The 18,129-nt window shown below is 68.3% G+C and carries 19 protein-coding genes; 12 read left to right on the plus strand and 7 right to left on the minus strand.

All coding sequences use genetic code 11. From position 1 onward, the window contains the following. Positions 1-2 precede the first annotated feature (2 nt). Positions 3-356: a hypothetical protein gene (locus LCL87_RS08435; RefSeq protein WP_225018599.1), complete on the plus strand. Its 354-nt coding sequence runs from the start codon at positions 3-5 to the stop codon at positions 354-356. Between the two features lie 22 nt (positions 357-378). After that, positions 379-1,062 carry an SDR family oxidoreductase gene (locus tag LCL87_RS08440; RefSeq protein ID WP_225018600.1) on the plus strand — a complete coding sequence of 228 codons (684 nt, stop codon included), beginning with the start codon at positions 379-381 and terminating at the stop codon, positions 1,060-1,062. A 9-nt stretch (positions 1,063-1,071) separates the two neighbouring features. Here LCL87_RS08440 and LCL87_RS08445 read toward each other — a convergent pair whose 3' ends face one another. Further along, positions 1,072-1,602, minus strand: coding sequence for a HutD family protein (locus LCL87_RS08445; RefSeq protein ID WP_225018601.1), 531 nt, complete (start codon positions 1,600-1,602; stop codon positions 1,072-1,074). A gap of 144 nt (positions 1,603-1,746) precedes the next feature. Further along, positions 1,747-2,118, minus strand: coding sequence for a nuclear transport factor 2 family protein (locus tag LCL87_RS08450; RefSeq protein ID WP_225018603.1), 372 nt, complete (start codon positions 2,116-2,118; stop codon positions 1,747-1,749). A 244-nt stretch (positions 2,119-2,362) separates the two neighbouring features. Between LCL87_RS08450 and LCL87_RS08455 the strand changes: the two genes are divergently transcribed. From LCL87_RS08455 to LCL87_RS08475, 5 genes are all read left to right on the plus strand, one after another. Continuing rightward, positions 2,363-3,355: an ABC transporter substrate-binding protein gene (locus LCL87_RS08455; RefSeq protein WP_225018605.1), complete on the plus strand. Its 993-nt coding sequence runs from the start codon at positions 2,363-2,365 to the stop codon at positions 3,353-3,355. A gap of 78 nt (positions 3,356-3,433) precedes the next feature. Continuing rightward, a complete protein-coding gene (locus LCL87_RS08460; protein ID WP_225018607.1) occupies positions 3,434-4,414 on the plus strand; it encodes an iron chelate uptake ABC transporter family permease subunit in 981 nt (326 codons plus the stop codon). Further along, on the plus strand, positions 4,407-5,462 hold the full coding sequence (locus tag LCL87_RS08465) for an iron chelate uptake ABC transporter family permease subunit (protein WP_225018609.1): 1,056 nt from the start codon (positions 4,407-4,409) through the stop codon (positions 5,460-5,462). The genes LCL87_RS08460 and LCL87_RS08465 overlap by 8 nt, the downstream gene beginning before the upstream one ends. After that, positions 5,459-6,214: an ATP-binding cassette domain-containing protein gene (locus LCL87_RS08470; protein ID WP_225018611.1), complete on the plus strand. Its 756-nt coding sequence runs from the start codon at positions 5,459-5,461 to the stop codon at positions 6,212-6,214. The genes LCL87_RS08465 and LCL87_RS08470 overlap by 4 nt, the downstream gene beginning before the upstream one ends. 94 nt (positions 6,215-6,308) lie before the next feature. After that, a complete protein-coding gene (locus LCL87_RS08475; protein WP_225018613.1) occupies positions 6,309-7,820 on the plus strand; it encodes a lipase family protein in 1,512 nt (503 codons plus the stop codon). A gap of 80 nt (positions 7,821-7,900) precedes the next feature. Here LCL87_RS08475 and leuS read toward each other — a convergent pair whose 3' ends face one another. Next, positions 7,901-10,771 (minus strand): leucine--tRNA ligase, encoded by a 2,871-nt coding sequence (leuS, locus tag LCL87_RS08480; protein WP_225018614.1) that lies wholly within the window; start codon positions 10,769-10,771, stop codon positions 7,901-7,903. A gap of 124 nt (positions 10,772-10,895) precedes the next feature. Between leuS and LCL87_RS08485 the strand changes: the two genes are divergently transcribed. Further along, on the plus strand, positions 10,896-11,291 hold the full coding sequence (locus LCL87_RS08485) for an SdpI family protein (protein ID WP_225018615.1): 396 nt from the start codon (positions 10,896-10,898) through the stop codon (positions 11,289-11,291). 17 nt (positions 11,292-11,308) lie between these two features. Next, complete coding sequence (locus tag LCL87_RS08490) at positions 11,309-12,289, plus strand: DUF1648 domain-containing protein (RefSeq protein WP_225018616.1); 981 nt, start codon at positions 11,309-11,311, stop codon at positions 12,287-12,289. An 18-nt stretch (positions 12,290-12,307) separates the two neighbouring features. Here the strand turns inward: LCL87_RS08490 and LCL87_RS08495 are convergent, their stop codons facing one another. Next, positions 12,308-13,150, minus strand: coding sequence for a LysR substrate-binding domain-containing protein (locus LCL87_RS08495; RefSeq protein WP_225018617.1), 843 nt, complete (start codon positions 13,148-13,150; stop codon positions 12,308-12,310). Positions 13,151-13,234: 84 nt separating this feature from the next. On the opposite strand from LCL87_RS08495, the gene LCL87_RS08500 reads away from it, so the two are divergent. The 3 genes from LCL87_RS08500 to LCL87_RS08510 all read left to right on the plus strand — a co-directional run bounded on the left by LCL87_RS08500 (position 13,235) and on the right by LCL87_RS08510 (position 16,757). Beyond that, positions 13,235-14,221, plus strand: coding sequence for a bile acid:sodium symporter family protein (locus LCL87_RS08500; protein WP_225018618.1), 987 nt, complete (start codon positions 13,235-13,237; stop codon positions 14,219-14,221). 143 nt (positions 14,222-14,364) lie between these two features. Next, entirely contained in the window at positions 14,365-15,714 is a 1,350-nt protein-coding gene (gene gad / locus LCL87_RS08505; protein WP_225018704.1) for a glutamate decarboxylase, read from the plus strand. Positions 15,715-15,785: 71 nt separating this feature from the next. Further along, positions 15,786-16,757, plus strand: a complete 972-nt coding sequence (locus LCL87_RS08510; RefSeq protein ID WP_225018619.1) for an alpha/beta hydrolase — start codon at positions 15,786-15,788, stop codon at positions 16,755-16,757. Between the two features lie 9 nt (positions 16,758-16,766). Here the strand turns inward: LCL87_RS08510 and LCL87_RS08515 are convergent, their stop codons facing one another. From LCL87_RS08515 to LCL87_RS08525, 3 genes are read right to left on the minus strand one after another with little or no spacing between them, the layout of a single operon-like run. Further along, positions 16,767-17,372 carry a YqgE/AlgH family protein gene (locus LCL87_RS08515; RefSeq protein ID WP_225018620.1) on the minus strand — a complete coding sequence of 202 codons (606 nt, stop codon included), beginning with the start codon at positions 17,370-17,372 and terminating at the stop codon, positions 16,767-16,769. Between the two features lie 54 nt (positions 17,373-17,426). Next, positions 17,427-17,687 (minus strand): YgaP family membrane protein, encoded by a 261-nt coding sequence (locus tag LCL87_RS08520; protein WP_225018622.1) that lies wholly within the window; start codon positions 17,685-17,687, stop codon positions 17,427-17,429. Between the two features lie 29 nt (positions 17,688-17,716). Further along, entirely contained in the window at positions 17,717-18,046 is a 330-nt protein-coding gene (locus LCL87_RS08525) for a rhodanese-like domain-containing protein (protein ID WP_225018624.1), read from the minus strand. Between the last annotated feature and the right edge of the window lie 83 nt (positions 18,047-18,129).

The raw sequence follows: 18,129 nt of genomic DNA on the forward strand, positions 1-18,129 counted from the left end.
CCATGATCCAGACGAAGCACTCACCACTTCCGCGGCGGATCGCGGTCGGCGCCGTCGCCGCGCTCGCGGTCCTCACCCTCGGGCTGGCGGGTTGCGACCGACCGTCCGAGGCGGCCAATCACAGCTACCCGCAGGAACAGACGTCGACCACCGACCAAACCGGTCTGCAGCAGACGAATTCGTTCGGCTACATCCCGGAACACGAGACAACGCTGCCGACCAACGGGAACGGACCGGGCGCCCCGGGGCCGTTCAACGACAACCCGTTCGACAACCCCGGCCCGCCGCTGCCCGGAGGCCCCGGCCTGCCCGCCCGGGCGCCCGTGGCGCCGACGCTCACGACACCGGCCGGGTGATCATCGGTCTAATCTCGAGGGCATGGTCTCCCAGCATCCGACGGCCCTGATCACCGGCGGCAGTCGCGGTCTCGGCGCCGCGATCGCCCGCGCACTCGCCCCCACCCACCAGCTGATCCTCGGCGGTCGCAGCGCCGATTCGCTCGAACAGATCGTGGGTGAGCTGGGGGCGGCGCCGTGGCCGGTGGACCTCACCGATCACGCGGCCGTCGCGGACGCCGTCGCCGACATCGACCGGCTCGATGTGCTCGTGCACAACGCCGGCGTCGCCGAGTTGGGGACTATCGAGGAGACGTCGGCCGACATGTGGCGGCGGACGTTCGAGGCCAACGTCGTCGCCGTCGCGGAACTGACACGGCTGCTGCTGCCCGCCCTGCGGGCCGCCAACGGGCATGTGGTGCTGATCAACTCGGGTGCCGGGCTGCGCGCCAACGCGAACTGGGGCGCCTACGCCGCAAGCAAATTCGCGCTGCGCGCGTTCGGCGACGCGCTGCGACTCGAGGAACCGGCGCTGCGGGTCACGTCGATCCATCCGGGGCGCATCGATACCGATATGCAGCGCGCCATCGTCGCGTCCGAGGGGGGCGAGTACGACGCCGGCCAGTTCCTCACCCCGGAAACCGTGGCGGGTGCGGTCCGGAACGCCGTCGAGACGCCGCGGGACGCGCACCCCACCGAGATCGTGCTGCGTCCGATGCCGAGATAAGGCTGCCCGTCAGGGGTTTTCGAGTGTCGTGATGGTGACGATCGCGCACGGGTCCGTCATCTCGAAGGCATCGGGGCACCCGGGCGGGAGCAGCAACGCCTCTTCCGACGCCGGATCGACGAGGACGACCAGCGCGGTGGGATCGGCGGCCCGAGGCGGTCGCCCGATCAGCATCGTCGCGGTGGCCATGCCGCGCCGGACCATGACGTTCAACGCCCGGGTGGGCGCTTCCACCCGGCACTCCGGCGCCCACTCACCGGGGAACTCGATCGTCTGCAGTGGCGCGACGACGTGGCGCACGGCGTCGGTCGCCCCGGTCAGCTCGATCGGGACCGCACCGATCGGCATGAAGAGTCGGTCGTAGCCCTCGATCACCGAGAACGTCGACGACGTCGGCTCGTCCGCGATACTCACCCGCCAAAGATCGGTCTCGGCGACAACCTGCGTAGTGCCCTGACCATTGCGCCACCGCACCGATTCCCGGTCGGCGCGGGTGGTCCGGAGCGCGGGCGCGCCGAGCGAGTACGGTCCGTCGTTCACAGTTCCTCCGCTGACATCCCCCACCATTGCCTGTCCAGTCTTGTATAGACAACCGTGGGTCGTCAAAAACGACAGTGGGGTGCGGTTCCGGTGTCGTCGCGACACCGGACCACACCCCACCGACAGCGAAGTGGCGACGACTCGTCAGGCGATCGTCATGTCCTCCTGCGCCCAGTACGCGCGGGTGCTGGTGATCTTGGCGTCGTCGTCGAACGTCATGACGTCGATCGGCTCCATGATGTAGGTGGTGTCGCCGACCTTGGAGACCGTGCGGAAGTGGAAGGCGGCGCTGTTACCGGCGACGCGGACCGTCAGCAGCTCGGCCGTCTGGTCCATCGCCTCGATGGCCTTGAAGAAGGCGCGGATCTCCTCGACGCCGCGCTTGGGCTCGGTGCCGACCGGATCCTCGACCGTGGCACCCTCCGCGAACAGCGCGGCAACCTGATCGGCGCTCTTGCTCTCGAGTGCCTTCATGTAGGAGGCGACGGTGTTCTTGATGTCTTCTGCGGATGCCATGCTCGCTGAACCTTTGCTCGTGGAACGAATTCGGGCGGAGCGTAACCCGGCTCACACTGCGGATACATCGTTCGATCCCGCCCACCGGACACCCGCACCGCTGCCGACGTAGCGCCCACTTCGCCGTCGTGACCGAACAGCCCGAATCATCCCTTTTACGAACATTAGGTTAGGCTCACCACTGTCGCGGCCCGGGAGGTACGGCGTGGCACGTCCCATCAGCACGAACCAAGGAATCACGTAGATGAAAGCGCCCCGGCTGTACCGCAGCGCAGCTGCCATCGCACTGGCCGCCCTCGCCCTGACCGCCTGCTCGAGCACCACCTCCGACGAGGCCGCCGCGGGCGAGACCAGCACGGTCGCGGTCGAGGACAACTTCGGCGAGCAGACCGTCACCGTGCCTCCGTCGTCGGTCGTCGCCACCGACAACACCACATTCCAGACACTCTCCGATTGGGGAGTTCCGTTGAAGGCCGGCGCGGTTGCCTTGATGCCCGACACGATCTCCTACAAGCAGGACCCGAGCATCGTCGACCTCGGCACACACCGCGAACCGAACCTGGAGGCCGTCGTCGCCGCCGATCCGGATCTGATCGTCAACGGCAACCGCTTCGCGCAGTTCCGTGAGGACTTCCAAAAGCTCGCCCCGAACGCGGCGATCGTCGACGTCACGCCCCGTAAGGACCAGCCGCTGGATTCCGAACTCAAGCGCGGCACGACCGTCCTCGGCGAGATCTTCGAAAAGCAGCCGGAGGCAAAGCAACTCAACGACGAGTTCGACGCGTCCATCGCCCGAGTGAAGGCGGCCTACGGAACCGACACCTCCGTGATGGGCGTGATCGTCTCCGGCGGCAACATCGGCTACGTCGCCCCGCACACCGGGCGCACGATCGGCCCGATGTTCGACATCTTCGGCTTCAAGCCGGCGCTCGCGGTCCCGCAGGGTTCCGACAACCATCAGGGCGACGACATCTCGGTCGAGGCGATCGCGCAGTCCAACCCGGGCCTGGTCATCGTGATGGATCGTGACGCCGCCACCTCCGACGCCAAGAAGGACGGCTTCATGCCTGCCTCCAAGGTGATCGAGGGCTCCGCCGCCCTGCAGAACGTGGAGGCGGTCAAGAAGGGCAACGTCATCTACATGCCCGCCGACACCTACACCAACGAGAGCATCCAGACGTACACCGCGTTCTTCAACGCGCTGGCCGACCTGCTCGAGAAGAACAGCAACAGCTGAGCCCCCGGCTACCCCGCGGTGACGGCCCCGAGCCGACCACGGGGTAGCCGGCTCGATCGCCGTACGGAAGTTCCTCCGATGAGTGCACCGACCATCCAGGTCCGCGACAAGGGTCGCCTGTTCGACTGGAAGCTGCTGCTCGGCTTCCTCGGCGTCGCCGCGCTGCTGACGCTGTCCCTCTTCACCGGCGTGTTCGACATCTTCGACGGCGACGCCGGCTGGGAGATGTTCAACATCACCCGCATTCCGCGCACGGTCGCGCTGGTGCTCGCGGGCGCCGCGATGGCGATGTCCGGCCTGGTCATGCAGTTGCTGACGCAGAACCGCTTCGTCGAACCCACCACCACCGGCACCACCGAGTGGGCAGGTCTCGGCCTCATGATCATGATGATCATCGCACCGAACGCCGGTCTCATGCCGCGGATGATCGGCGCCGTCGTCGCGGCCTTCGTCGGCACCATGATCTTCTTCCTGTTCCTGCGCCGCGTCCAGCTGACGTCCTCGTTGATCGTGCCGATCGTCGGCATCATGCTCGGTGCCGTAGTCGGCGCGATCACCACCTACCTCGCGCTGGCCACCGACATGCTGCAGAGCATGGGCATCTGGTTCGCCGGCAGCTTCACCTCGGTCATCCGCGGCCAGTACGAGGTGCTGTGGATCGTGGCGATCGTGGCGGTAGTGGTGTTCGTCGCCGCCGACCGGTTCACGGTCGCCGGACTCGGCGAAGACGTCGCCACCAACGTCGGCCTCGACTACAACCGCATCATCCTGCTCGGCACGGGCCTGATCGCGGTGGCCACCGGCATCGTCACCGTCGTCGTCGGCAACCTGCCCTTTCTCGGGCTGATCGTGCCGAACATCGTGTCGATGATCCGGGGCGACGACCTTCGCAGCAACCTGCCCTGGGTGTGCCTGCTGGGCATCGCGATCGTCACCGTCTGCGACCTGGTGGGTCGAACGATCATCGCGCCGTTCGAGATTCCCGTCTCGCTGATCCTCGGTGTCGTCGGGTCGATCGTGTTCATCGCCATGCTGCTCCGGAGCCGCCGCAATGCTTGAGATCCAGCCGAGCCCCGCCGTCGCCGACGCACCGGCCGCAGGTCGGGGCACCGGAACCGGCGCGTTCGCCACGGCCCGCGACCGTCGTCGCTACTGGATCGTCGTGGGCGTCCTCGCCCTGCTCGCCGTGGCGTTCGCCTTCGGCGTGCTGGCGTGGGACAACCCGCTGCCGGTGGGCAGTCCCGGGTTCTGGCGGGTCGCCGAACTGCGCGCCACCAGCCTGGTCGTCATCGCGATCGTGGTGGTCTGCCAGGCCGTCGCGACCGTCGCCTTCCAATCGGCGACGAACAACCGGATCATCACGCCGTCGATCATGGGATTCGAGGCGCTCTACGTCGCGGTACAGACCGCCTCGGTCTTCTTCCTCGGCGCCGCCGGAGTGGTTGCGCTGCAGGGCGTCCCACAGTTCGCGCTGCAGCTGACCATCATGGTCGTCTTCGCGATGCTGCTGTACGGCTGGCTGCTGTCCGGCAAGTACGGGAACATGCAGGTGATGCTGCTGGTGGGCATCGTTCTCGGCGGTGGACTCGGATCGGTGTCGACGTTCATGCAACGGCTTCTGACGCCGAGCGAGTTCGATGTCCTCACCGCCAAGCTGTTCGGGTCGATCTCGAACGCCGAGGTGGCCTACCTGCCATTGGCGCTACCGCTGTGCATCGCGGCCGCCGGTGCGCTGTGGTGGCGGGCCCGACGGCTCAACCTGGTGGCGCTGGGCCGGGACGTCACCACGAACCTCGGCCTCGACCACCGTCGCGAGATCATGATCGTGCTGTTCCTGGTCTCCGTGCTCATGGCCGTGTCCACCGCACTGATCGGGCCGATGACCTTCCTCGGCTTCCTCGTCGCCACGCTGGCCTACCAGTTCGCGGGAACCCACGACCACCGTTACATCTTCCCGGTCGCCGTGCTGACCGGATTCGTGATCCTCGCCGGCGCGTACTTCGTCCTCAAGAACATCTTCTACGCCCAGGGTGCGGTGTCGATCATCATCGAGGCCGTCGGTGGCGCCACATTCCTCATCGTGATCCTGCGGAAGGGCAAACTGTGATCGAGATCAAGGGTGTCCGCAAGGACTACAGCAGCGCGGTGACCATCGGTCCGGTCGACCTGCGGATCCCAGCGGGCGGCATCACCGCGCTCGTCGGCCCCAACGGGGCGGGCAAGTCCACCCTGCTGACCATGATCGGGCGCCTGCTGGGTCCGGATGCGGGCACCATCGAGATCGGCGGCCACGACGTGGCCCGCACCCGCTCGAAGGAACTGGCCAAGATCGTCTCGATCCTGCGCCAGGAGAACCACTTCGTCACCCGGCTCACGGTCCGTCAACTCGTGGGCTTCGGCCGCTTCCCGCACACGAAGGGCCGGCTCACCCGCGTCGACGAGGACGCCGTCACTCGGGCGATCGACTTCTTCGGCCTCACCGAACTCGAGGGCCGGTACCTCGACCAACTCTCGGGCGGGCAGCGCCAGCGCGCCTACGTGGCGATGGTGCTGTGCCAGGAAACCGACTACATCCTGCTCGACGAGCCGCTCAACAACCTCGACATGAAGCACTCGGTGCAGATGATGAAGCACCTCCGCAAGGTCGCGGACGAGCTCGGCCGCACCGTGGTGATCGTGCTGCACGACATCAACTTCGCTGCGCACTACGCGGACCGGATCTGCGCGATGAAGGACGGCCAGGTAGTCGAGTTCGGCACTCCTGCAGAGATTTTGGTCGACGCAACGCTCAGCCAGGTCTTCGACACCCCGGTCTCCTGCATGAGCGGACCGAACGGACCGATCGCCGTCTACTACTGACCGACGCCACGGGCACGTACGACGCCCACCGGACACTACCGACAATCCGGCGAAGCAACACGAGCAGGATGACCTGGGTGTTAGCGTCCCGCGCATGCCAAACCAGCGTGGGGGAATCTGGGGACGTGTACTGGTCACCGCACTCGCGGCGAGTGTCGTGGTCGGCGGTGGGTCCGCCGGCACCGCAGCCGCCCAATCGAGCGGCAGTGCCCTTCCGAACACCAGCATCGGCGGAGTGGGATCGACCGGCAGTGCGGCCGGGCAGGGGTTCATCGGCCCCGGATCGCTGACCGACGGAACCGGCTCGGACGGAACAGGATCCAACGGCACCACGCCGATCACGGGGTCGTGGGGGACGGCGTCGCTGGCCCGGTCGGCGTTCGGTTCCTGGATACCGGGTTCGGTGGAATCGTCGGTGTCGCCACCGGATCTGGCGCCGCCGCCGCTCGACACGCTGCACCAGGAGTCGCTGCCCTCGCCGATCGGCGAGGCGTTCTTCGACTTCTATCCGCCCGGACTGCCCGGCATGGCGAACGGTGAGGTCATCGAGGTCCGCGACGTCACGCCGGTCGCGAAGAACCTGCTGCTCGGACCGGTGCGCGAGGTGAAGCAGATCAAGGTCAAGACCACCGACGCGTCGGGTGCGCCGTCCTTCGCGACCGCGACGCTCGTCATCCCCGCCGGGGTGTGGCCCGGCCCCGGGCCGCGTCCGGTACTGGTCAACAACGTGCCGATCAACGGCCTCGGACGGGCCTGCACGCCCTCCCACACCATGGCCAACGGGATCACGCCGTCGACCAACTTCATCGAGTTCCTCCGTCCCGTCACGACGAAGGCCGAGGAACGCGGCTACGCCGTCCTCATCCCCGACCACGAGGGCCCCACGATGGCGTACGGCGAACCGTACGTCGCCGGGCACGCGATCCTCGACACCATCCGCGGTATGCGGAGCGCGTTCCCCGCCGAGTTCGGCGCCAGCAAGATCGCCATGATGGGCTACTCCGGCGGGGCGATCGCCACGCACGGCGCGGCCAAGCTGCTCGACGACTACGCGCCGGAGCTGGCCCCCGACATCGTCGGCGCCGCGATGGGCGGCGTGCCCGCCGACTTCGAGATGCTCGGACGCACCATGAACGGCAATCTCGCCAGCGGACTGTTCCTCGCCGCGGTGTTCGGGATCTCCCGGCAGAACCTCGAGATCCTGCCGCTGATCAACGGCCTCGGACAGCGCATCGGCATCTCGTCCATCAAGGACCAGTGCTCCACCAACCTGGCCGTCTCGGGCCTCTTCGGGGTCCCCGCCGAGGCGCTCGCGAACGTCAAGGACGCATTGAATTCACCTGTCGCCCATGACATCTACGCCAAGATGAAGATGGCAGACCTCGTCTCCGGCACCCCGCTGTACATCTACAACGGCGGGCAGGACTTCTGGATCCCCGCCCTGGGCGCCCGCAACCTGTTCGACGAACAGTGCGGCTACGGCGTCGCCGCCGTGTACCGGCAGGTGCCCGGCGAGCACCTGCTCGGCGAGGCCCTCGGCAACTCCGGCGCCTTCGACTGGATCGACGCCCTGCTCCGAGGGGATCCCGCCCCGTCCGAGTGCTGACCCCGGTCCCTCGCGTTTTGCGCACTTATCGCTGAATCCCGAAGGGTTCAGGAGCGATAAGTGCGCAAAACGCGGGTGGACTAGAGGACGATGTTGACCATCTTGCCGAGGACGACGATCACCTTGCGGGGATCCTTGCCGTCCAGCATCGCGACGATCTTCTCGTCCGCGAGGGCGATCTTCTCGATGTCCTCGCGGGCCGCGTCGGCCGCGACGTTGATGCGGCTGCGGACCTTGCCGTTGACCTGGATCGGGTACTCGACGGTGTCTTCGACCAGCCACTTCTCGTCGGCGGTCGGGAACGGGCCGTGCGCGAGCGACTCGGTGTGACCCAGGCGCGACCACAGTTCCTCGGCGAGGTGCGGGGCGATCGGGCCGAGCATCAGCGCCAGGGGCTCCACCGCCGACCGCGGGGCACCGGCCGGGTACTCCTTGGTGAGGTGGTTGGTGTACTCGATCAGCTTCGCCACCGCGGTGTTGTCGCGCAGCGCCGCATAGTCCTCGGCGACACCGGCGATCGTCTTGTTGAGGGCGCGCAGCGTGCCCTCGGACGGCTCCGCGTCGGTGACGCGCAGGTCACCGGTCTCCTCGTCGACGACGACACGCCACGCCCGCTGCAGGAAGCGGTGCGCACCGATGACGTCCTTGGTCGCCCAGGGGCGGGAGGTGTCCAGCGGACCCATCGCCATCTCGTAGACGCGCAGGGTGTCGGCACCGAACTCGTCGCAGATCTGGTCCGGCGCAACGGAATTCTTGAGGCTCTTGCCCATCTTTCCGTACTCGCGCTTGACCTCGGCGCCCTGGTAGAAGAACTTGCCGTTCTCCTCGGTCACCTCGGCGGCCGGCACGTAGACGCCACGCTCATCGGTGTACGCGTACGCCTGGATGTAGCCCTGGTTGTACAGGCGGCGGTACGGCTCGCTGGAGCTGACGTAGCCCAGGTCGAACAGCACCTTGTGCCAGAACCGCGAGTACAGCAGGTGCAGCACCGCGTGCTCGACACCACCGACGTACAGGTCGACGCCGCCGGGATCGTTGGGGCCGTGGATGTCCGGGCGCGGACCGGTCCAGTAGGCCTCGTTCTCGGGTGCGACGAACTGCTCTTCGTTGGTGGGGTCGATGTAGCGCAGCTGGTACCACGAGCTGCCCGCCCACTGCGGCATCACGTTGGTGTCGCGGCGATAGTCCTTGAGGCCGTCGCCGAGGTCCAGCTCGACGTTGACCCAGTCGGACGCCTTGGCCAGCGGGGGAGAGGGCTCGGAGCTGGCGTCGTTCGGATCGAACGACACCGGCGCGTAGTCCTCGACCTCCGGAAGTTCCACCGGCAGAGCCGATTCCGGAAGCGGGTGCGCGACACCGTCGGCGTCGTACACGATCGGGAACGGCTCGCCCCAGTAGCGCTGACGCGCGAACAGCCAGTCGCGCAGCTTGTACTGGATGGTGCCGGTGCCGACACCCTCGGCCTCGAGCCGCGCGATGACGGTCTTCTTGGCCTCGGCCACGTCGAGGCCGTCCAGGTAGTCGCTGTTGACCAGCGGTCCGTCGCCGGTGAACGCCGCCTCGGACAGGTCGCCGCCCTTGATGACCTCGACGATGTCGAGGCCGAACGTGGTCGCGAACTCCCAGTCGCGCTGGTCGTGGCCGGGCACGGCCATGATCGCGCCGGTGCCGTAGCCGGTGAGCACGTAGTCGGCGATGAAGACCGGCAGCTTGTGCCCGTTCACCGGGTTCACGGCGTAGACGCCGAGGAAGACGCCGGTCTTCTCCTTGTTCTCCTGGCGCTCGAGATCGGTCTTCGCGGCGATCGACGCGCGGTACGCCTCGACGGCCTCGGCCGGCGTGGCCGCCCCGCCGGTCCACCGCTGGTCGACGCCCTCGGGCCACTCCGCGGCCACCAGCTGGTCCACCAGCTCGTGCTCGGGGGCCAGCGTCACGTACGTGGCACCGAACAGCGTGTCCGGGCGCGTCGTGAACACCTCGATGTCGTGATGCTGCGCCGAACCCCCGTCGCTTCGCTCGGACTGGGCGGCGAACTTCACCTGGGCGCCGTGCGAGCGGCCGATCCAGTTGCGCTGCATGGACTTGACCTTCTCGGGCCAGTCCAGGTACTCGAGGTCGTCCACCAGGCGGTCGGAGTACGCGGTGATGCGCATCATCCACTGCTGCAGGTGCTTACGGAACACCGGGAAGTTGCCGCGCTCGCTGCGGCCGTCCGCGGTGACCTCCTCGTTGGCCAGCACGGTACCCAGACCCGGGCACCAGTTGACCATCGAATCCGAATGGTAGACAAGGCGGTACGAGTCCAGGACCTTGCTGCGCTCGACCGCGTCCAGCGACGCCCAGTCCCGGCCGTCGTCGAGAGTGCGCTCACCCGAAGCGAACTCGGCCTCGAGCTCGGAGATGCGGCGCGCCTTGCCCTGCGCGGTGTCGTACCAGGCGTTGTAGATCTGCAGGAAGATCCACTGCGTCCAGTGGTAGAAGTCGACGTCCGTGGTCGCGATCGAACGGCGCTCGTCGTGGCCCAGGCCCAGACGGCGCAGCTGACGCTGCATGTTCGCGATGTTCGCCTCGGTCGTGGTGCGCGGATGCGTGCCCGTCTGCACCGCGTACTGCTCGGCCGGCAGGCCGAAGGCGTCGTAGCCGAGCGTGTGCAGGACGTTGTGGCCCTGCATGCGGTGGTACCGCGCGAAGACGTCGGTGGCGATGTAGCCGAGCGGATGGCCGACGTGCAGGCCTGCGCCCGACGGGTACGGGAACATGTCCTGCACGAACAGCTTGTCCGCGGGCACGTCACCGGCGAGCGGGCCCACCGGGTTGGGGGCGTTGAAGGTCCCGCGCTCGCTCCACAGGTCCTGCCAGCGCTGCTCGATCCGGCCGGCGAGCTCCGCGGTGTAGCGGTGCTGCGGCGTCGAGTCGTCGGGGGATGAGGCTTGCTGAACTGGCTCGGTCACTGTGGTCGCTATCTACTTGGATGACGGGAATACCGTCAACCAGGGTAAAGCGTCGGCGGACCCCGCGGACAGCCAGGAACACCCAGGAACCCACGCCCGCGCCACCAGGCTCTATCGTGGATGCGTGGTCATCGTCGCTGTCGTGCTGTTCATCGCCGCCCTCGCGCTCGGCGCCATCGGAATCGCCGGACTGACCGGTCGCCTCGAACGTAACCGTTGGTTCGGCGTCCGCACCCCCCAGTCGCTGCGCGACGACGAGACGTTCGCGCTGGCCAACAAGGTCGCCGGCCCCACCCTGCTGGCCGCGGCCGGCGTCCTGGTGATCGGTGGTCTCGCCGCCCTCCTGCTCGACGGAGTGCTCCCGATCGTCGCCGTGGTCGTCGCCCTCGTCGCGGCACTCTTCACCGCCGCGGCCGGCGGCACGCTCGGTTCCAAGGCGGCCGCAGCGCTGCCCGACACCAGCGGCTGCGGCACGTCGTGCGGCGCGTGCAGCCTCAAGGGCGCGTGCGAACCGGCCTGACTGGTTGAATCCCGGGTGTGACCACACCCACAACCGGCCCGCGCGTCGTCGACCCCGCGGGTGTCGTCTTCGGAATCGTCGTACCGGTACTGGCCGCAGCGGCCGGCGTCGTGCTGACGTACGTTCTCCTGCCCCGGCTGCCCGAGCAGCTCGCCACGCAATGGTCGGGTGGGTCGCCGAGCAGCTTCATGACACCGCTGACCAGCGCCTGGTCGATGGCCGGGGTCCTGCTGCTCGTCGGCGGCGGCTGCAGCGCCATTGCGGCGCTGGCGCAGGCCCAGCTGATGGTGCGCCGCATGATGCTGCTGATCGGCCTGGCGATCACCGGGACGATCCTCGCCGGTGAGGTGGCGATGATCCTCGGACAGCTCGACGTCACCGACGCGTCCGACGCCGAGATGCCCGCCGGCCCGCTCGTCGCGGGCCTGGTCGTCGGCACCGTCGTGGGACTGCTGGGGGCGTCGACACTGCGCGACTACCGGGTCCGCACCCCCGCCACCGAGGCGCCCGCCGCGGGCCTGCCGCGCGGCGCCGTCGAACTGCCCGTCGCCGACGAGGTCGGCATGACCGCCGGTGGCCTCCTCGCGACGGCTCTCGTCCTCGCCGCCCCCGCAGCCCTGGTGTGCTGGCTGGCGGGCGCGTGGTGGCCGCTGGGCATCTACCTGCCGGTGGTGCTGCTCGCCGTCACCCTGCTGCAGTTCCGGCTCGTCGTCGACGCCGACAGCATCCGCGTCCGGAACCTGGGCATGTCCGCGATCGAGTACGGCACCGACGAGGTGCTCGGTGCGCGTGTCGACGAGATCCGCCCGTTCCAGGACTTCGGCGGCTGGGGGCTCAAGGCGAAGGGCCGCGGCAACTACGGCGTCGTGACCCGGACCGGGCCGGCCGTCGTGATCACGTTCGCGTGCGGCGACCGGCTCACCGTCACCACTCCCGAGGCGGAGCGGATCGCGGGCGCGCTGAACACCCTCGCCGATCGGCGGCTCGCGCGCTCCTGAACGACAGCGCTCCGACCGTCACAACGCCGACGCCCGGATCGCCTCCATGAGTGCCGCCTCCGGCTCGCTGGGGGTGCTCGCGCGCCCCAAGAGCACGAACTCGACGTCGCCCGGGTCCGGCAGGCCCAGGCTCTCGCCGACGGGCCGCAGTTCGGTCGGCAGCAGCGACTGCGCGTGCACGATGAACCCGAGCCCGGCCAGGACGGCCGCCCTCAGCCCGGTCCGGCTGTTCGCCAGGCACGTGATCCGGCTGGGCAGCCGCGCCGCCTCGAGGGCGCCCAGCGCGCACGCGCGGGTGATGCTCGGCGGGGGATAGGCGACGAGCGGCACCGGTGTGGCCGGATCCCACTCCGCCTCGGCGGTGCCGCCCCACACCAGCCGGTCCCGCCACACCAGGTCGCCGTGCGGCTCGCCGGGGCGTCGCATCACGAACGCGAGATCGAGGTCGCCGGCCCGCAGCTGCGCGTGCACGGTGCGGCTGAGGCCGACGGTGAGCTGCAGGTCGACGAGCGGATGGGTGCGCCGGAAGTCGCGCAGGATCTGCGGCAGCCCCTTGGCGACCAGGTCCTCCGCCGCCCCGAACCGCAGCCGTCCGGTGAGCGTCGAGCCCGCGAAGTACCGGCTGGCCCGATCCTGGGCGTCGAGGATCGAGCGCGCGAAACCGACCATCGCCGTCCCGTCCGCGGTGAGCTCGACGGTGTGGGTGTCGCGGCTGAGTAGGTGGCGTCCGGCGGCCTTCTCGAGCCGCGCGATGTGCCCGCTCACCGTCGACTGCCGCAGACCGAGCTGCCGGGCAGCAGCGGTGAAACCACCCGTCTGCTCGACGGCGAGGAACGTCCTGAGGAGTACCGGATCGAACATGCGTCCTGCCTATCACGAAACGTGATCACAGTTAACGGGGTGAACGGCTTTCATGATCAAATCCCGGCCGGATAACGTTGACCGGTGAAGTTTCTGAGCAGGTTCTACATCGACGGGTTCATATTGTCGATCGCGACCGTCGCAATTCTGGGAAGCCTGTTCCCCGTATCCGGCAGCGGACAGACGGTCCTCGACTGGGCCACCAAGATCGCCATCGGATTCCTGTTCCTGCTCTACGGCGCGCGACTGTCGCCGGCCGAGGCGTTGCAGGGACTCAAGCACTGGCGGCTGCACTCGGTGGTGTTCGCGTCGACGTTCGTGCTGTTCCCGCTGATCGGCCTGGCGCTGCGCATCCTGGTGCCGACGGTCATCACCGACGAGATGTACACCGGCATCCTGTACCTGTGCCTGGTGCCGTCCACGGTGCAGTCGTCGATCGCGTTCACGTCGATCGCGCGCGGCAACGTCGCGGGTGCGATCGTGAGTGCGTCGTTCTCGAACCTGCTGGGCGTGTTCGTCACGCCGCTGCTGGTGATCCTGCTGATGAACACCACCGGCGAGGCGACGGTCGACTTCTCGTCGGTGATCAACATCGTCCTGCAGTTGCTGCTGCCGTTCATGATCGGCCAGCTGATCCGCCCGCTCGTCATCGACTGGCTGAAGAAGTACGCGGAGCCGACCAAGCTCGTCGACCGCGGATCGATCCTGCTCGTCGTGTTCTCGGCGTTCAGCGAGTCGATGAACGAACACATCTGGAGCACCGTGACGGTGCTCGAGGTCGCCGCGGTGGTCGCGGTGTGCTGCGGCATCCTCGCGGTCGTGCTGGGGGCGACCGCATTTGCCGGCAGGAAGCTCGGATTCTCGCTGCCCGACCGGATCGTCATCATCTTCTGCGGCTCCAAGAAGAGCCTCGCGACGGGCCTGCCGATGGCGTCGGTGCTGTTCGTCGGCCAGCCCGTGGGCCTGATCGTGCTGCCGCTGATGATCTTCCACCAGATCCAGCTGATCGTGTGCGCGGCACTCGCCCAGCGCTACGCGAAGCGGACGGATCCGGACCCGGTCACCACCTGACCGCACTCGCGTTCGCGCACACCCGCGCCGCTCCTGGGGTTCAATGGGGGTCAGTTCAGGTGTGTCCGAGGTAGCCGCAGTCCCCATCGGAGGCGAGCGTGAGCAACAACCACCACCATCATCACCACTCCCGTGACGTCATCATGCCCGCCTACACGGGCCGCATCGCGACCAATCCCGTTCCGGCGCTGCGGCTACCCGAGGACGACATGGACCCGCGGGCCGCATACCGGTTCATCCACGACGAACTGATGCTCGACGGCAGCTCTCGCCTCAACCTCGCGACGTTCGTCACGACGTGGATGGACCCCGAAGCCGGCACTCTCATGGCGGAGACGTTCGACAAGAACCTCATCGACAAGGACGAATACCCCGCGACGTCCGCGATCGAGCAGCGCTGCGTCAACATGGTTGCCGCCCTGTTCAACGCCCCGGACCTGGTCGACGACGACCCGACGTCGGCCACCGGCGTCTCGACGATCGGGTCGAGCGAGGCCGTCATGCTCGGTGGGCTGGCGATGAAGTGGCGGTGGCGACAGGCGCGGGAGAAGGCCGGCCTCGACGCGTCCAAGCCGAAACTGGTGATGGGCAGCAACGTCCAGGTGGTGTGGGAGAAGTTCTGCCGCTACTTCGACGTGGAACCGGTGTACCTGCCGATGGAACCCGGGCGGTACGTGATCACCCCCGAGCAGGTGACCGCCGCGGTGGACGAGAACACCATCGGTGTCGTCGCAATCTTCGGCACCACCTACACCGGTGAACTGGAACCGGTGAAGGAGATCGCGGAGGCCCTCGACGCCGTCGCGGCGGGTGGCGGGCCCGACGTCCCGCTGCACGTGGACGCGGCCAGCGGCGGTTTCGTCATCCCGTTCCTCAATCCGGAACTGGAGTGGGACTTCCGGATTCCGCGGGTGGTCTCGATCAATGTGAGCGGCCACAAGTTCGGCCTGACCTACCCGGGTATCGGATTCGTGGTGTGGCGCGACGGCGAGCACCTGCCCGAGGAACTGGTGTTCCGGGTGAACTACCTCGGCGGCGACATGCCCACGTTCACGCTCAACTTCTCCCGGCCCGGCAACCAGGTCGTGGGCCAGTACTACAACTTCCTGCGGCTGGGACGCTCCGGCTATCGCAACATCATGAAATCGCTGCGCAGCACCGCGATGTGGTTGAGCGGCCAACTCGCCGAGCAGGGCAGCTTCCGCGTCATCAGCGACGGATCGGCCATTCCGGTGCTCGCATTCGAACTCACCGGCGAGCACCGCTTCACGGTGTTCGACATCTCGCACGAACTGCGCGCCCGCGGCTGGCAGGTGCCCGCGTACACGATGCCCGCCGACGCGACCGATGTCGCGGTGCTCCGCGTCGTGGTCCGTGAGGGCTTCAGCGCCGACCTCGCCCGACTGCTGTTCGACGACATCCGCACGGTGCTCGACTACCTGAGCCAGGACGGCGTCGCGATCCACTCGAAGGCGCAGCACTTCGCGCACTGAGTACCGCGCGGTGTTTGCGCGAGCGGCCGAACGGGTATCGAACTCGGGACGCCGACCCGAAGGAGCCCGCGATGTCCGCGCTGCCCGATCCGCCCGATCCCGTACTCGAAACCGCCGCACAGGAACTCGCCGAAGCGACCGCACCGCACCCACGGATCTATGAGGTTCCGCCCGAACAGGGCCGCAAGATCCTCGCCGATCTGCAGGCCGGCGACGACGTGGAGAAACCGCTCGTCGAGGAACAGTGGGTGAACGTCGACGCCGGACCGCACGGGACGGTGCGGACGCGCATCGTGCGCCCGGTCGACGCGTCCGGCGACCCGCCCGTCCTGATCTACATCCACGGCGCCGGTTGGGTGTTCGGCGACGAGAACACCCACGACCGCCTGGTGCGCGAACTCGCCGTCGGCGCGGGCGTCGCCGTCGTGTTCCCGGTGTACGACCGGGCGCCGGAGGCGAAGTACCCCGTCCAGATCGAGCAGAACTATGCGGTGGCGCAGTGGGTCGCGAGCCAGGGCCGCGAGTACGGACTCGACACCTCCCGCCTCGCGGCGTGCGGAGATTCGGTGGGCGGCAACATGGCGACGGTGCTGGCGCTCATGGCCGTCGAACGCGGCGACGTCGACCTGCGCGCGCAGGTGCTGCTGTACCCGGTGACGGACGCGAACTTCGAGACGGCGTCGTACCTGCAGTTCGCCGACGGCCACTACCTCACCCGCGACGGCATGCAGTGGTTCTGGGATCAGTACATTCCCGACCCGGACCAGCGCGGCGACGTGTATGCGTCACCCCTGCGCGCCTCGGAGGAGCGGCTCGCGGCGCTGCCGACGACGCTGGTGATCACCGACGAGGCCGACGTCCTGCGCGACGAGGGCGAGGCGTACGCCGCGAAACTGCGGGCCGCGGGCGTCGACGTCACCGCGGTCCGCATCGAGGGCATGGTGCACGACTTCCTGATGCTCGACAGCCTGCGGGACTGCCGCGGGACGCTCGTCGCGCGCACGCTCGCGGTCGACGCGGTGAGACGGGCGCTGCACGACTGATCGCCGAAGCTAGTTGAGGTCGACGTCGATGGGGTGCGTCGCGAGCAGCGCCAGCGGCATCGGCTGGCGGCGCAGCACCTGACCCCACACGTCGACGCGGGGCGGGCTGATCACGTCGGACGGCAAGGCAGACAGCACGATCCAGTCGTCGTGCTCGATCTCGGCGTCGAGCTGGCCGATGGTCCACCCGGCATAGCCGGCGAAGACACGCAGTCCGTCGATCACCTCGGCGATCGGTTCGGGGTCGGCGTCGAGGTCGACCATCACGACGCGCCCGTCGATCCGCCGCAGGCCCGGCACCCCGCTGACGTCGACACCGGCGCGAACCGTCGCCAGGCACAGCGCGGCGTCCCGGGTGACCGGGCCGCCGATGTAGAGCGCCTCGGGCTTGGCCGCGAGCGGGGCCCACTGCGGCAGCACCTCCTGCACGGCCGTCTCGCTCGGCCGATTCAGGACGACGCCGAGACTGCCGGCGTCGTTGTGCTCGAGCATGTACACGACGGTCCGCCGGAACGTGGGCTCGAAGAGTTCGGTGGAGGACAGCAGCAGGGTGCCCGGCCGCACCACCGGCTGCGCCGATGCCGTGCGGTCCTCAGGTTCGTCCGAGTGCGCCACTGGGCCATCATCTCACCGACGCGACCGGGACGGGAGATGCGACGACGAACGAACCTAGGCCGCGTCGGTGTCGGTGCGCGGCGCCGGGACGGGACAGGACGCGCCGCGCGGCACACCCAGCTTCTGCAGCAGCAGGCTCATCGGGCACCAGCCGACGATCCCGTAGAGAACCAGGTTCGCGGACGCGAACGCCGTCAGACCGCGCCACTTGGGCGAGTGCGTGCGGCCGAGCAGCAGGCTCGTGCCCACCACGGACCCGCCCAGCAGCGGGACGATGCGCTCGACGGTCCAACCGGAATGCTTCGGCAGTGCCATGTTCGTGTACTCCTCGTGTGACGTGGCGGTCAGTCCGGAGTGGTGATCGCGAGGCCGGCGCGGCGCCAGGCGTCGAACCCGCCGCGCACCAGGTAGGTCTCGGCGCCCTGCCGGGACAGCTGACGCGCCGCGTTCGCCGATCGTCCGCCGGAGCGGCAGATCACGACGACGGGTCGACCCGCGACAACTTCGATGCCGTGCTCGATCACCTCGTGCAGCGGCAGGTGGGTGGCACCCGGCACGTGGCCGGTGTCCCACTCCGGACGCGATCGCACGTCCAGCAGGACCGCGCCCTCCTCGAGGAGGCTCTGCGCCCTGTGCACGTCGACCGTTCCGTACGACTTTCGAAAGATGCCCACGACGTCCGACCCTAGGGCCACCCGGCCCGCTCTCTCCAGACCCCCTGGGGGGATCCTTTCTCCACCCGCGACTTTATACCCCT

The organism is Prescottella equi, assembly GCF_020171745.1.
Classification (GTDB): Bacteria; Actinomycetota; Actinomycetes; order Mycobacteriales; family Mycobacteriaceae; genus Prescottella; species Prescottella equi_A.

Coding starts and splice junctions, on each gene's coding strand:
- LCL87_RS08440 (WP_225018600.1), top strand. CDS start 379: ATGGTCTCCCAGCATCCGACGGCCCTGATCACCGGCGGCAGTCGCGGT.
- LCL87_RS08495 (WP_225018617.1), bottom strand. CDS start 13,150: ATGTTCGATCCGGTACTCCTCAGGACGTTCCTCGCCGTCGAGCAGACG.
- LCL87_RS08465 (WP_225018609.1), top strand. CDS start 4,407: ATGCTTGAGATCCAGCCGAGCCCCGCCGTCGCCGACGCACCGGCCGCA.
- LCL87_RS08455 (WP_225018605.1), top strand. CDS start 2,363: ATGAAAGCGCCCCGGCTGTACCGCAGCGCAGCTGCCATCGCACTGGCC.
- LCL87_RS08510 (WP_225018619.1), top strand. CDS start 15,786: ATGTCCGCGCTGCCCGATCCGCCCGATCCCGTACTCGAAACCGCCGCA.
- LCL87_RS08435 (WP_225018599.1), top strand. CDS start 3: ATGATCCAGACGAAGCACTCACCACTTCCGCGGCGGATCGCGGTCGGC.
- LCL87_RS08460 (WP_225018607.1), top strand. CDS start 3,434: ATGAGTGCACCGACCATCCAGGTCCGCGACAAGGGTCGCCTGTTCGAC.
- LCL87_RS08450 (WP_225018603.1), bottom strand. CDS start 2,118: ATGGCATCCGCAGAAGACATCAAGAACACCGTCGCCTCCTACATGAAG.
- gad (WP_225018704.1), top strand. CDS start 14,365: ATGCCCGCCTACACGGGCCGCATCGCGACCAATCCCGTTCCGGCGCTG.
- LCL87_RS08475 (WP_225018613.1), top strand. CDS start 6,309: ATGCCAAACCAGCGTGGGGGAATCTGGGGACGTGTACTGGTCACCGCA.
- LCL87_RS08520 (WP_225018622.1), bottom strand. CDS start 17,687: ATGGCACTGCCGAAGCATTCCGGTTGGACCGTCGAGCGCATCGTCCCG.